General features: G+C 68.6%; 13 protein-coding genes. 6 read left to right on the forward strand and 7 right to left on the reverse strand.

Features of this window, described 5'->3' with window-relative positions:
* Positions 1 to 38: 38 nt before the first annotated feature.
* Entirely contained in the window at positions 39 to 1,217 is a 1,179-nt protein-coding gene (locus OG570_RS00070; protein WP_326955112.1) for an aminotransferase class V-fold PLP-dependent enzyme, read from the forward strand.
* On the opposite strand, the gene OG570_RS00075 is transcribed toward OG570_RS00070, so the two are convergent.
* Positions 1,214 to 2,164 (reverse strand): SDR family NAD(P)-dependent oxidoreductase, encoded by a 951-nt coding sequence (locus OG570_RS00075; protein ID WP_326955113.1) that lies wholly within the window; start codon positions 2,162 to 2,164, stop codon positions 1,214 to 1,216. The two genes, OG570_RS00070 and OG570_RS00075, sit on opposite strands and share 4 nt — an antisense overlap.
* A gap of 39 nt (positions 2,165 to 2,203) precedes the next feature.
* Entirely contained in the window at positions 2,204 to 3,340 is a 1,137-nt protein-coding gene (locus OG570_RS00080; protein WP_326955114.1) for an acyl-CoA dehydrogenase family protein, read from the reverse strand.
* 31 nt (positions 3,341 to 3,371) lie between these two features.
* On the opposite strand from OG570_RS00080, the gene OG570_RS00085 reads away from it, so the two are divergent.
* Positions 3,372 to 4,865 carry an AMP-binding protein gene (locus OG570_RS00085; RefSeq protein ID WP_326955115.1) on the forward strand — a complete coding sequence of 498 codons (1,494 nt, stop codon included), beginning with the start codon at positions 3,372 to 3,374 and terminating at the stop codon, positions 4,863 to 4,865.
* Positions 4,866 to 4,872: 7 nt separating this feature from the next.
* The gene (locus OG570_RS00090; protein ID WP_326955116.1) at positions 4,873 to 5,289 is read left to right on the forward strand and encodes a cupin domain-containing protein; all 417 of its coding nucleotides are present in this window, start codon (positions 4,873 to 4,875) and stop codon (positions 5,287 to 5,289) included.
* Here OG570_RS00090 and OG570_RS00095 read toward each other — a convergent pair.
* Positions 5,286 to 5,750 carry a MarR family winged helix-turn-helix transcriptional regulator gene (locus OG570_RS00095; protein ID WP_326947281.1) on the reverse strand — a complete coding sequence of 155 codons (465 nt, stop codon included), beginning with the start codon at positions 5,748 to 5,750 and terminating at the stop codon, positions 5,286 to 5,288. The two genes, OG570_RS00090 and OG570_RS00095, sit on opposite strands and share 4 nt — an antisense overlap.
* 125 nt (positions 5,751 to 5,875) lie before the next feature.
* Between OG570_RS00095 and OG570_RS00100 the strand changes: the two genes are divergently transcribed.
* On the forward strand, positions 5,876 to 6,379 hold the full coding sequence (locus OG570_RS00100; protein ID WP_326959812.1) for a carboxymuconolactone decarboxylase family protein: 504 nt from the start codon (positions 5,876 to 5,878) through the stop codon (positions 6,377 to 6,379).
* Here the strand turns inward: OG570_RS00100 and OG570_RS00105 are convergent.
* Positions 6,366 to 6,947, reverse strand: coding sequence for a short chain dehydrogenase (locus OG570_RS00105; RefSeq protein WP_326955117.1), 582 nt, complete (start codon positions 6,945 to 6,947; stop codon positions 6,366 to 6,368). The two genes, OG570_RS00100 and OG570_RS00105, sit on opposite strands and share 14 nt — an antisense overlap.
* 39 nt (positions 6,948 to 6,986) lie before the next feature.
* The gene (locus OG570_RS00110; RefSeq protein ID WP_326955118.1) at positions 6,987 to 7,448 is read right to left on the reverse strand and encodes a hypothetical protein; all 462 of its coding nucleotides are present in this window, start codon (positions 7,446 to 7,448) and stop codon (positions 6,987 to 6,989) included.
* Between the two features lie 146 nt (positions 7,449 to 7,594).
* Between OG570_RS00110 and OG570_RS00115 the strand changes: the two genes are divergently transcribed.
* Positions 7,595 to 9,052 (forward strand): MFS transporter, encoded by a 1,458-nt coding sequence (locus tag OG570_RS00115; protein ID WP_326955119.1) that lies wholly within the window; start codon positions 7,595 to 7,597, stop codon positions 9,050 to 9,052.
* Here OG570_RS00115 and OG570_RS00120 read toward each other — a convergent pair.
* Positions 9,005 to 9,751, reverse strand: coding sequence for a hypothetical protein (locus OG570_RS00120; protein ID WP_326955120.1), 747 nt, complete (start codon positions 9,749 to 9,751; stop codon positions 9,005 to 9,007). The two genes, OG570_RS00115 and OG570_RS00120, sit on opposite strands and share 48 nt — an antisense overlap.
* 475 nt (positions 9,752 to 10,226) lie before the next feature.
* Between OG570_RS00120 and OG570_RS00125 the strand changes: the two genes are divergently transcribed.
* Complete coding sequence (locus tag OG570_RS00125; RefSeq protein WP_326955121.1) at positions 10,227 to 10,403, forward strand: hypothetical protein; 177 nt, start codon at positions 10,227 to 10,229, stop codon at positions 10,401 to 10,403.
* Positions 10,404 to 10,845: 442 nt separating this feature from the next.
* On the opposite strand, the gene OG570_RS00130 is transcribed toward OG570_RS00125, so the two are convergent.
* Positions 10,846 to 12,921 (reverse strand): KAP family P-loop NTPase fold protein, encoded by a 2,076-nt coding sequence (locus OG570_RS00130; RefSeq protein WP_326955122.1) that lies wholly within the window; start codon positions 12,919 to 12,921, stop codon positions 10,846 to 10,848.
* Positions 12,922 to 12,965 lie beyond the last annotated feature (44 nt).

The raw sequence follows: 12,965 nt of genomic DNA on the forward strand, positions 1-12,965 counted from the left end.
GTATTGCATGCAATCGGGTCGTACTGTATTCAGTTGGCATGACCTTTGACGGCTTCGATGTCGACCGCGCCCGCCGTGAGACCCCCGGCTGCGCGGAAGTGGTCCACTTCAACAACGCCGGATCCGCCCTGCCCCCGGCCGTCGTGACGGACACGGTGGTCGACTACCTGCGCCACGAAGCGCTGATGGGCGGGTACGAAGCGGCCGCCGAGGCCCAGGACCGGCTGGCGGCGGTGTACACGTCGGCGGCGAGACTGGTCGGCGGCGAACCCGACGACATCGCCATCACCGACAACGCGACGCGGTCCTGGCAGGCCGTCTTCTACGCGCTGCCGTTCGCCGCGGGCGACCGGATCCTCACCTCCACCGCCGAGTACGCCAGCAACGCGATCGCGTACCTGCAGATCGCCCGGCGCACCGGCGCGGTCGTCGAGGTGGTCGGCGACGACGAGTCCGGCCAGCTCGACGTCGAGGACCTGAAGCGCCGGATCGACGGCAGCGTCAAGCTGATCGCCGTCAGCCACGTGCCCACCCAGGGCGGGCTGGTCAACCCGGCCGAGGAGATCGGCGAGGTCGCCGAAGCCGCCGGGATCCCGTTCCTGCTCGACGCGTGCCAGTCCGCGGGCCAGCTCGACCTCGACGTCTCGCGCCTGAAGTGCGACGCGTTGTCGGTGACCGGCCGCAAGTACCTGCGCGGGCCGCGTGGCACCGGTTTCCTGTACGTCCACCCGCGGCTGCGGGAGCGGCTGGAGCCGGCGATGCTCGACCTGCACTCGGCGGTCTGGACGGCGCCCACGGAGTACGTCGTCGACTCGACCGCCAAGCGCTTCGAGGTGTGGGAACGCGACTTCGCCGCGGTCTTCGGCCTCGGCGCGGCGATCGACTACGCGCTCGAGTGGGGCCTGCCGGCCATCGAAGCCCGCGTCGCTTCCCTGGCCGGGACGCTGCGCGGCCGGCTGGCCGACGTCGGCGCCCACGTGCGCGACGTCGGCGTGAAGAAGTGCGGGATCGTCACCTTCAGCGTCGAGGGCACGCCCGCCGCAGACATCAAGGCACGGCTGGCGGAGGCGGGGATCAACACGTCGGTGTCGTCGCGCACGTCGGCGCAGTTCGACTTCACCGCGCGCGAGCTGCCGGACCTCGTCCGGGCGTCGGTGCACTACTACAACACCGAGGACGAGATCGAGCTGCTCGTGAAGGCGGTCGAGAAGCTCTAGAAGGCGTTGACGCCGGTCAGTTCGGCCGACACCGTCCACAGGCGCTCGGCGAGCGCCGGGTCGATCGCGTAGTCACGCACGCCCACGCGCATGCCATCCGCGGGCGTGGGCTCGGCGACCTCGCAGTCTTCGAGGTAGACGCCGCCGAGGCCGTCGAGCTGCGGGGACGTCGCCGCCCAGACCTGGGTGGCGGCGCCCTGCTCGGGCGTCTTGGCACCGGCTTCGGTGACCTGCCCGGTCTCGTCGACCATGCCCGCGTCGACCAGCTCCTGACGGCTCAGGTGGCGCACCAGGTCGGTCAGGATCCGGCCCGGGTGCAGGGCGAACGCGCGGACGCCGTGGCCCTGCGCGAGCTTGTTGAGCTCGACCGCGAACAGGACGTTCGCGGTCTTCGCCTGGCCGTAGGCGAGCCACTTGTCGTAACCCTGCTCGAAGTTCAGGTCGTCGAAGCGGACCGGGCCGAAGTGGTGGCCGCGCGAGGACACCGAGACGACACGGGCGCCCGGGTTGAACGCGGGCCAGAGCCGGTTCACCAGGGCGAAGTGGCCGAGGTGGTTGGTCGCGAACTGCGCCTCCCAGCCCGGGCCGACGCGCGTCTCCGGCGCCGCCATGATCCCGGCGCTGCCGATGAAGACGTCGATGCCGCGCCCGGACGCGACGAACCGCTCGGCGAACGCGCGGACGCTGTCGAGGTCGCCGAGGTCCAGCTCGTCGATCTCGACGTTCTTCAAGCCCCGCAACGCTTCCTCCGCCGTCGCGCGGCGGCGGGCCGGGACGACGACGTGCGCGCCCGCCTCCGTCAGCGCGCGCGTCGTCTCGAGGCCGATGCCCGAGTAGCCGCCGGTGACGATCGCGAGCTTGCCGGTCAGGTCGATGCCGGCCAGGACGTCGGACGCCGTGCTGGTGGCGTCGAAGCCCGAGCCGATCTTGTGCTGTGCAGTGGTCATACCCCCGACGTTAAGAGCTGGAGTGCACTCCAGCGCAAGTCAGCCCTTGAGCAGCTGCCGCGCGATCACGAGCTTCTGGATCTCGCTGGTGCCCTCGTAGATCCGGAACAGGCGCGCGTCGCGGTAGATCCGCTCGACCGTGACGCCCCGGACGTACCCCATCCCGCCGTGCACCTGCACCGCGCGGTCGGCGACCCGGCCGAGCATCTCGGTGCAGAACAGCTTCGCCGACGACGGCCCGAGCTTGCGGTCCTCGCCCGAGTCGTACCGCGCGGCGGCTTCGTGGACCATCGCGCGGCCGGCCGCCAGCTCGGCGTGCGACTCCGCCAGCAGCGCCTGCACCAGCTGGAACTCCCCGATCGGGTGACCGCCTTGGCGGGCCGTGCGCGCGTACTCGACGGCTTCGGCCAGCGCGCGTTCCGCCATGCCGACGCACAGCGCCGCGATGTGCAGCCGGCCGCGGGCGAGCGAGGCCATCGCGATGCCGAAGCCCTTGCCCGCTTCGCCGACCAGCGCGTCCGCCGACACCTCGACGTCGTCGAAGACCACCTCCGACGTCCACGCGCCGGCCTGGCCCATCTTGGCGTCGTGCGGGCCGACGGTGACGCCGGGCGCGCCCGCGGGCACCAGCAGCGCCGAGATGCCGCGGCTGCCCGCGCTGTCCGGTTCGGTGCGCGCGAACACGACGAAGACCTCGGCGAGCGGCGCGTTGGTGATGAACCGCTTGGTGCCCGAGAGCCGGTAGCGGTCGCCGTCGCGGACCGCGCGGCTGGTGAGCCCGCTGGGGTCGGAGCCGGCTTCGGCCTCGGTGAGCGCGAACGACGCGATCGCCTGGCCGGCGGCGAGCCGGGGCAGCCAGCGGGTGCGCTGATCCGGCGTCCCGTAGTGCACGATCGCCTGGCCCGCGATGCCGTTGTTGGTGCCGAACAGGGATCGGAACGCGGGCGTCGTCCAGCCGAGCTCGACGGCCAGCCGGACGTCCTCGGCCATGCCGAGCCCGAGGCCGCCGTACTCCTCCGGCAGCGCCCAGCCGAACAGGCCCAGTTCGGCCGCTTTCTCCCGGATCTCGGCGGGGATTTCGTCGGTTTCGTCGATTTCCGCCTCGCGCGGGACGACCTCCTTGCGCACGAACTCCCGCACCGCGCCGAGCACCTGCCCGAAAACGTCCACGTCCATGCGTCGCACCGTACCCGGTAGCGTGCGGTGCGTGAGCACCTTCTACGACGTCGCCGCACAGCACCCGGACCGGCTCGCGGTGCTCGCCCCGGACGGGCGGTCCGCGACCTTCGGCGAGCTGGCCGCGCGGGCGAACCGGCTGACGCACGCCCTGCACCGGCTCGGCCTCGGCGCGGGCGACGGCGTCGTCGCGATCGTCCACAACGGACTCCCCTACTTCGAGCTGCTGTTCGCCACGCTGCAGGCGGGGATGTACTTCACGCCGGTCAACTACCGGTCCTCCGCCGAGGAAATCGCCTACGTGGTGGGCAACAGCGGCGCACGCGTCGTCGTCGCGGACGCGGACATCGCCCGCGACTGCCCACCTTTGGCTGCGGTGGAACGCTTTTCGGTCGGCGCGGCGGACGGCTGGGCGGACTACGCGTCCTGGGGCGAGGACGAGCCGTCGACCGCGCCGGAACCGCGGACGGCCGGGCAGACGATGCTCTACACGTCGGGCACCACGGGCCGGCCGAAGGGCGTCCGCCGCGCGCTCAGCGGGAAACCGCCGTCCCTGCACGAGATCCACCACGACCTGCTCGCGATGATGGACGTCCACGAGGGCCCGGGCGTGCACTTGGTCGCCTGCCCGCTCTACCACGCCGCGCCGGGTTCGTTCAGCGTCAACGCGATGCACCTCGGGCACTCCGCGGTGCTGATGGACAAGTTCGACGCCGAGGAGACGCTGCGGCTGATCGAGCGCCACCGGGTGACGAGCACCCACCTCGTGCCGACCATGTTCCACCGGCTGCTGCGGCTGCCCGAAGACGTCCGCGCGCGGTACGACCTGGCGAGCCTGGTGAGCGTGATCCACGGCGCGGCGCCGTGCCCGCCCGAGGTCAAGGAGCGGATGATCGCGTGGCTCGGCCCGGTCGTGCACGAGTACTACGGCGCGTCGGAGGGCCTGATCTGCGGCGTCACCGCAGCGGAGTGGCTGGCGGCACCGGGCACGGTCGGCCGGCCGCTGACCGGCGTGCGGCTGAAGATCGTCGACGACGACGGCGCCGAGGTGCCGGCCGGCGAGCCCGGCACGATCTACTTCAGCTCGGCGCACACCGCGCTCGACTACCTCGGCGACCCCGAGAAGACGGCGGCCGCCCGATCGGGTGAATTCCTGACGGTGGGCGACTTCGGCCACCGCGACGCCGAAGGCCGCGTGTTCCTGCTCGACCGCCGCACCGACCTGATCCTGTCGGGTGGCGTCAACATCTACCCGGCCGAGATCGAGGCGCGGCTGCTCTCCCACCCGGACGTCGCCGACGCGGCGGTGATCGGCGAGCCGGACGACGAGTGGGGCCAGCGGGTGATCGCCGTCGTCCAGCCGATCCCCGGCGTGCCGGGTGACGACGCCCTGGCCGCGCGGCTGGCCGAGCACTGCCGCGCCGCCCTGGCCGGCTTCAAGACCCCCAAACGGTTCGACTTCACCGAGCAGCTGCCGCGCACGGAGTCGGGCAAGATGCTGCGGCGCACCCTCCGGAAGGACTGACCGCCCGATGCGCAAGCCGATCGCCGTCACCACCGCCGCACTCGCGGCCTTGCTGATGCTGCCCGCCACCGCGTCCGCGACGCCCGGCAGCGGGGTCACCGGCACGATCCTCTCGCAGAAGACGATCGGCCACACCGACTACACGCTGCGGGAGATCACCATCCAGCCCGGCGGCTACACCGGCTGGCACTTCCACGACGGCACGCTCTACGCGTACGTGAAGGCGGGAACGCTGACGCACAACCTGGCCGACTGCTCCCTCGACGGCCGCTACCGCACCGGGCAGGCGTTCACCGAGCGGCCCGACCAGGTGCACATCGGCCGCAACCTCGGGACGACGCCGATGGTCCTCGAAGTCCTGTACGTGCTCCCGGCGGGCAGCCCGCTCTCGGAGGACGCGCCGAACCCGGGCTGCGGCTTCTAGCTCGAGAACCAGCCCGCCGCGTCGAGGCGGTAGGCCGCGGGGCCGACGACGGCGCGCAGGTCGGTCTCCAGCGCCGCCATCCGCTCGGTGCCCACCGTGCGCGCCCAGTCGGCGCGCAGCTCGTCGAAGATCTCCGCCGACTTCGTGAGGGCGTCGACGCCGTGCGCGGTGAGCCGCACGATCTTGCGGCGCGCGTCGGCCGGGTCGTCGGCGCGCTCGGCGTACCCCAGCGCCTCGAGCCGCTCCACGGTCTTGCCCGCCGCCTGCTTGGAGACGCCGAGGCGCCGGCCGATCTCGGACGCCGTCGCGCCCTGGACGCCGATGGCCTGCATCGCGAAGCCGTACGACGGCCGGACGCCCGCGTGCCCGCGGCGCGCGAGCTCGGCGTGCAGGCGGTCGATGAGCGTGCGGAAGCCGCCGAAGAGCAGGAACGGCAGCTCGTAGCCGGGTACGTCGGTCATAGCCCCTTGCCAATTTCGACAACCAGGTTTACGGTTTCGACAACCACATTGTCGATCCTACGTCTGGAGACGTCTTGTTCCCCGATCACACCCCAGAGTCTGCTCCCCCGGCCGCCCGCCCCGCGATGGCGGCCACGGCGAAGAAGTTCGGCGGCCACGTCCCGGCCGCCGTCGCCCGCCTGGCGACGTCACCCGAGCTGCTGAACGGCTTCCTCAAGCTGAACGCGATCTTCGAGTCCACCACCCTGCCGGCGCTCGACCGCGAGGTCCTGATCATGACGGTCGCCGCCCGCAACGGCTGCCACCTCTGCGTCGCCATGCACACGGCGTCCCTGCACGGCCTCGCCGCCGCACCGGAACTGGTCACGGCGCTGCGGGCGGAGTCGGCGTTGCCCTCGCCGCGCCTGGAGGCGTTGCGCGGGTTCGTGCACGCGGTCATGGACACGACGGGCGAGGTCCCACCCGAGGCACTGGACGCGTTCACCGGCGCGGGTTACACCCCGCGGAACGCGCTGGAAGTGGTGCTGGGCATCGGAACCTACACGCTGTCGACGTTCGCGAACCGCCTGACGGGAGCACCGCTGGACGACGTCTTCGCCTCCCACGCCTGGCACGCTACCGCGGCCTGACGGTCGTGCCGTTCGCGTCGCCTTCGACGAGGTCCCGGTAGGCCTCGGCGACGACGGCCACCGGCGTCCCGCGGTGGCCGTCTTCGCCCATGGCTTCAAGGGTTTCGCTGATCCAGCCCGGACTGACGGCGTTGACGCGCAGCCCGCGCGTCAGCTCGGCGGATGCGGAACGGACGAAGCCCTCGAGCCCGGCGTTGACGAGCGCGCCGAGGCCACTGCCGGGGATCGGCTCGGTGAACGTTCCGCCGGTGAGGGTGATCGAGCCGCCGTCCGGCAGCCGCCCGGCGGCGAGCCGCACGAGCGCGACCTGGCCGAGCAGCTTGCCGCGCAGGTCGTCGAGCACCTGCTCGTCGGTGAGGTCGCCGAGCGGCCGCAGCGGGACGTTGGCGGCACAGCACACCACGGCGTCGGGCCCCGTCTCGAACAGCGCGTCGAGAGAGGAGGGGTCGGTCAGGTCGGCGCGAACCGGCGACGTCCGTGAGACGGGCACGATCTCGTGGCGCGGCCCGAGAGTGGCGACGACGGCCCGGCCGACGAGCCCAGTGGCGCCCAGCACGACGATCTTCACCCCGCTGACGTTAGTGGCGAGGGCAACCCGTTTCCGGGGTCAGAACGGGCGCCAGAAGTGGCCCACGACGTCACACTCCCGCGGGCTGCTGTCCTTGAGGCGGTAGAGGCACCGGGTGATGCGAATCCGGTCGAACCCGCCGACCCGGTCGGGGTCGCCGAGGGTGAAGTGGATGCTCCTCACGCCGTTCGGGTAATCGTCGAAGGTGACGGTCCGGCTCTCCGAGGCGATCCGCGTGGAGCCCTTCATCGCCTCGAAGACGATCTGGGTCGTCTCGATCGGGTTGTCCTCCCCGGTCATGACCGGGTTCTGGGTGCTGATCGCCCCCTGCACCTCGGTCGTCCGGTTCCACCACGTGAACGAGCCGTCGGCACCGTAGCCGTACCCCACGTCGAACGTCGTCGAGTCGCCGACCTGTCCGGCGCTCGCCGTGCCGGTGGCGGTCATGAGGCCACCCGCCAGCGCCAAGCCCAGGAACAGCGCGCGCAGCTTCCGATTCATCGATGGCCCCTTCGCGTCGGTTTCGTCGCCGACTACTCGCCGGAGGAGGCCGGCCGGTTTATGTGACCCAGCTCTCACCGAGTCGTGTCCGGTCCCCCGTCGCGGCTTCGACCCCTTGGTGTTCACACCACCGAGAAGGAGTCGAAATGGACAAGCCGGCCGGCCGGCGCGAGTGGCTGGGGTTGCTCGTACTCGTGCTTCCCACCCTGCTCGTCGCGATGGACATGACCTCGCTGTTCCTCGCCCTGCCGAAACTGAGCGCCGACCTGGGCGCGAGCGGTACCGAGCAGCTCTGGATCACCGACAGCTACGGCTTCCTCGTCGCCGGGTTCGTGATCACCATGGGCACCCTCGGCGACCGGATCGGCCGGCGGCGGCTGCTGCTCGTCGGCGGGGCGGCCTTCGCGGCCGTCTCCGTCGTCGCCGCGTTCGCCACCACTCCCGGGCTGCTCATCGCCGCCCGCGGGGCGCTGGGGATCGCCGGGGCGACGCTCATGCCCTCGACGCTCGCCCTGATCACCACCATGTTCCGCGACGAGCGGCAGCGCGGGAAGGCCATCTCGATCTGGGCCACCTGCCAGTTCGCCGGCGGCTCGCTCGGCCCGGTCCTCGCCGGGTTCCTGCTCCAGCGCTTCGCGTGGGGCTCGATCTTCCTGATCGCCGTGCCCGCCATGGCCGTGCTGCTGATCGCCGGGCCGATCCTGCTGCCCGAGTTCCGCACGCCCGCGCCGGGACGGCTCGACTTCGGCGGCGTCGCGCTCTCGCTCGCCGCGGTCCTGCTGGTCGTGTTCGGCCTCAAGCAGCTGACCACCGGCGCCGGCCTGCCCGTGCCGCTGGGTGCGATCGTCGCCGGGATCGTGCTGGGTGCCGTGTTCGTCCGCCGCCAGCTGAGGCGACCCGTGCCGCTGCTGGACCTGCGGCTGTTCCGGAACCGGCCGTTCACCGCCGTGCTGGTCGCGCTGGTGTTCGCGGGCGTCGCGATGGCGGGCGTCGGCCTGCTGGTCACCCAGTACCTGCAGGGTGTGCTCGGGTACTCGCCGCTCGCGTCGGCCCTGCTGTTCGCGCCGATGGGCATCGGCGTCGCGGCGGGCACGACGGTGGCGCCCGCGCTGGCCCGGCGGCTGGCCCCGGTGACGGCGATCGCCGGCGGCCTGGTGGTCTCGGCGGCCGGCGGCCTGCTGCTGGCCTGCACCGACGGGCTCCCGCTGGTCGTCGCGGGGATCGCGGTGCTGACGCTGGGCACTGGTCCGCTCTTCGCGCTGGGCATCGGCCTGGTCGTCGGCTCGGTGCCGCCGGAGCGCGCCGGGTCGGCCGCGTCGATGGCCGACACCGGCAACTACCTGGGCGGCTCGCTGGGGCTGGCCTTCATCGGCCTGGTCGCCACGGCCGTCTACCACCACACGTTCCCGGCCGGCACCACCCTCGCCGCCGACGTCGCCCGCGCGAACGTCGCCAACCAGGCGAAGGCGGCGTTCACGACCGGCCTGAACGTCACGGGCGTGATCGCGGCGGTGCTCTTCGCGGGTCTGGCCGTGCTGGTGACGCGGATGCGGGCCTCAGCCGAGCGCGCCGAGGAACTGCAGGACGCCCAGCAGGCCCGCTAGGGCGCCGAAGAACTGGTAGATCCCGAAGCTGCCGCCCACCCGGCGGACGGACGCCTCGGCGCGCGGGTCGAGCAGCACGGCGACGGTCTTCCCGACGCGCGGCGACACGAAGGTGTACCGCCCGGCCCACGCCGAGCGCGTCCGTCCGTAGACGGTGTACCGGACCTTGGGCTCGCTCGGCGCGCGGTTCAGCCACCGCCGCTCGTCGACGACGTCACCTTCGATCTCGCGGGCTCGCCGTCCGAAGCGCAGGCGGCCCGCCGCGATCCCCGCGGACAACGCCCCGAACAGGGTGAACACCCAGGCCACGAGCAGGTAGGACGCGGTGACGTCGCCGGCCAGGCCCAGCTGCCCGGCGGCCAGGCCGAACGCCACCAGCAGCACCCCGTGCACGACGAAGGTGACGGGCAGCGCGGTCCGGGGCGTGGGCAGCAACCGCACCCGGCCGTTTCCGGCCGGTCCGCACCGCACGACGTCGTCCACCAGCACGGGCACGGTGGTGCGCAGCAGTTCGCGTTCCCCGCCGCTCAGCTCGTCGGCGACGGTGCCGGCCACGAGGGAAACCCGCAGGACCGACGGCAGCGGACGCACCGCCGTCACGCGGTACCGGCGCAGCCCACGCGTGAACCACCACCGGAACGACGACCAGGCCACGCCCGCGATCGCCTCGATCGAGCCGGCCACCAGGAAGACCTGCACCGCCGCACCGTGCACGCGTTCAGCCAGGTCCCTTCGAGGATTCAGGTGGGCGTAGTTGAGGCGCTTACGCACCCCTCAAGCCAAGTTCAACGCTTGCTGAAGATGGCGGCCTTCTGGCCACCGGAGCTCGCCCCCTCCCCCACATACGCGGCGACCTGTCGGACGTTGCGACAGCTCCGCCCTCGCGAAATCCAAGAGATGGTGGCGGAGGCTCGCGCCGGGGCTAGCGTACGGCAGCTCGCCAAGAAGTACGGCGTACATCGCTCGACTATCGGCAAGCACCTTGACGCACACGAGGTGAACACGCGGAGGCTCTTACTCGGAGATCGACAGATCGTGGAGGCCGCACGGCTCTACCGGGAGGGAGCGACCCTCGAAGACTTAGCAAGCCGGTACGGGGTCAGTGACACGACAGTGCGGACACACTTGCTCCGCGCAAGAGTGACTATGCGACGGGGCGGGCGGACGAGGCGCGATGCTGGAGCTCAGCGCCCGGCGAGCTAAAGAATCTGAGCAGAAAAAAGGCCAGGCGTTGCGAGCCTCGTGGCTCTTGCCTGGCTTTACTGGCCACTTACTAATCGCGTGGCTTTCGAAGCCACCAAACAATCACGTCAAGAAAAGTGAACCCAACTTCAAGGCCAACTGGAGCTGACCGTACTGCTCGGTAACGCCCGGCACATGGTCGACGATGTCGGCTACAAGTGCCAGAGTGGAGAGGACTGAAGCAAGAACCCGTCGGGTCTTCGCCTTCCACTCTTGCAGCTTGGTCAGCTTCCTAGCCAACCGCGCCGCCCGTCTCAACCACTTGGTTTTCGACGATGGGTACTGCTCCTCGTGCGCCACCGCTACCCCTCTCTGCGTTGTACCCCCCGAGGCGACCAGCAAGTACTGGTCTCCTCGGCGAGCACAACGGCAAGGAGGCGCTGCGATTACCTCAGCGTAGAGGGCTGTCAGCCTTTTTGGGTAACATTCCGACCAAGCTACCGACAAGTGTGACTGACGCAACAAGATCAAATTGTCACTGCCCGCGACAAGTAGCCCACCTGCAACTTTCGCATGCTCAGCGACCAGCTGAGCTTTCGATCAGCGAAGTGTTAAAACTCTTCCGGCCTCCAACCGGTTAGATACTTTAAAGCAAGCTCAACCGCAGCTTTTGCAGTTTCATCATCAGCGGCAAGATTAGATCGCACTGATTCGATCGCATCACGAAGTTTTTCCTCCCCACCGTAAACCACCAGAAGCGCGTCCCAGCCCAAGCGACGCTCCCGCGAAACGAAACGACTATCGAGCGCCTGGCCTCGCACCTCACTGTACGCCTGCAACAGAATGTGACGGTTAAGCTTCGGGTCTGCAAACAGCGCGTCAATTGCCTGCTGCTCCTCAGTTGGCCGCTTGCGCATCCAGAGCAGCAACCTAAAGGCGCCAGGATCAGCAGCCAGCGTAGGCGATACTGCGCTTTGCAGTTGCGCACTTAGCTGATCCTCGAAGGCTTGGCTGTCTTCTTCCCTTGCGAGCTCATGCCCCACGTACTCGCGATGGCCTACCATTTGGATCAGGTCAAGCTTAGCCGAGAATGTCGTCAAGGCTGCAAGAACTCTTTCGACTGCGACCTTCACATCACTCGGCTCCTTCAACACCCGAAAGAGCCGGAGCACGACCCTCTTAACCGTCGACCGAGAGCTACCCGCAGCCAAACCTGCGCGTTGGCGCTCCGGCAAGTCGGGAAGAATATTCAGAAGAACAGCGCTAGCTGGCACCACTGCATCCATAGGGTACTCGCCTTCAAAGTTTTCAAGTTCCGCGATTACATCTTCACGGCGAGCAGAGTCGATCTCCATAAGAACATTCTGCAACTCGGTCGGATTTTCGAGAACGGCAAAGGCTCGCTCAGCGTGATTGAATGCCACCAAGTCGTCGCCAACTAAGCGCTCCAAATAAAGCCCCAAAACATAAGGATGCGCCAGACGGCGATCTCGTAGCCAGCTTTTCCGAAAATCTCCCCCATAGTTCATGCCACCTTGCACGTACTGCCCCGCTGCTAAAAAAACACGCCGGATGAGCGCTTCAGCAACCTTCTCGTGCCCTGGCGAGCTCTCAAGCAAGGCTTCAACCGTAGCCCTATGCTCTTCGTTAGGCCGAGTCCCGATATACATGCTGGCAGGAGTCGTAAGAGCTACCCGACCAGAAACGACGCTTCTGAATAGCTCAGGGGCAAAGACACGCACCGCTTCCAGGGCGATCACGTCGACCGTATCAACATCACCTTCAAGGCTTCGGAAGGTTCCCCGGGCCGACCCTGCAAACCGGCGAACATCGCGCATGTTGCGAACAAAAGGATGGACGATCTCCATCATGATATCCGGCCAGCGGGTCTCATCGAAGCGACTATCACCCATATCTCCAAGCGTCTCATTTAGGGCGTCAGCAACTTGCGAAACCAGGAGATTGTCTGAGATAGCGGGGACTTCAGCTGAGGCTTGCACGATTTTTTCCAGATAGCTTCGCCCCGTTACACCCTCGCCAGACAGGGCCAGTTCGACCCGATGACGGTCGAAAGCGAGCAAGTAGATGATGTTCGGAAAGCTGGCCGTGAGCCGCACCAACTTAAAGATGTCGCGAATCTCACCGCTGTCAAGACGATCCAGGTCGTCGATCACGACAATCACGGGCTGCTCAAGCTCTGAGAGTTGCCCGGCCAACTTAGCCCGCCGCTGAGTCACACTCTGTTTACGTCGCTCTTCAAATTTCTTGATCGCCTTGGCCCCCGCGCCAAATCGCGTTACCCAGGACCCTACGAACGGGATCGCGCCTAGCGGGCTAAGCAGTTCACCGTAGGCGTCCAGCTCTTCGGCGATCTTCTTCAACTTGCCGGGTCGCTCGCCGAGCTGTGCAGCGATCTCCACGAAGAACGAATCGACGAGTTGCTCAGCTCCGGAGAACATCCACGGATTGAAGTCCACCACCGTCAGGGCAGGCTCTTTCGCCAGATTCTCGCGAATTAGGTTAACCAGCGAAGTCTTCCCGGACCCCCACGGCCCCATGATTGCGAAAACGCTGCCCTCAGTGACGTCGAGGTTGCGCAGCTCCACCGCGAGGTGACGGGCCAGTGGCGCCCGCCCTAATGCGTCGTCGGGTGAGCCTTTGATGGGATTATCGCCGGTAGCTACCATGCCCATATTTCAGCACAGCACGGCGCGGTTCGCCAGTTCACTAA

It is taken from the genome of Amycolatopsis sp. NBC_01286 (genome assembly GCF_035982555.1).
GTDB lineage: Bacteria > Actinomycetota > Actinomycetes > Mycobacteriales > Pseudonocardiaceae > Amycolatopsis.

Coding starts and splice junctions, on each gene's coding strand:
- OG570_RS00125 (WP_326955121.1), top strand. CDS start 10,227: ATGCTGGAGCTCAGCGCCCGGCGAGCTAAAGAATCTGAGCAGAAAAAA.
- OG570_RS00100 (WP_326959812.1), top strand. CDS start 5,876: ATGGCGGCCACGGCGAAGAAGTTCGGCGGCCACGTCCCGGCCGCCGTC.
- OG570_RS00075 (WP_326955113.1), bottom strand. CDS start 2,164: ATGACCACTGCACAGCACAAGATCGGCTCGGGCTTCGACGCCACCAGC.
- OG570_RS00080 (WP_326955114.1), bottom strand. CDS start 3,340: ATGGACGTGGACGTTTTCGGGCAGGTGCTCGGCGCGGTGCGGGAGTTC.
- OG570_RS00090 (WP_326955116.1), top strand. CDS start 4,873: ATGCGCAAGCCGATCGCCGTCACCACCGCCGCACTCGCGGCCTTGCTG.
- OG570_RS00130 (WP_326955122.1), bottom strand. CDS start 12,921: ATGGTAGCTACCGGCGATAATCCCATCAAAGGCTCACCCGACGACGCA.
- OG570_RS00110 (WP_326955118.1), bottom strand. CDS start 7,448: ATGAATCGGAAGCTGCGCGCGCTGTTCCTGGGCTTGGCGCTGGCGGGT.
- OG570_RS00095 (WP_326947281.1), bottom strand. CDS start 5,750: ATGACCGACGTACCCGGCTACGAGCTGCCGTTCCTGCTCTTCGGCGGC.
- OG570_RS00070 (WP_326955112.1), top strand. CDS start 39: ATGACCTTTGACGGCTTCGATGTCGACCGCGCCCGCCGTGAGACCCCC.
- OG570_RS00115 (WP_326955119.1), top strand. CDS start 7,595: ATGGACAAGCCGGCCGGCCGGCGCGAGTGGCTGGGGTTGCTCGTACTC.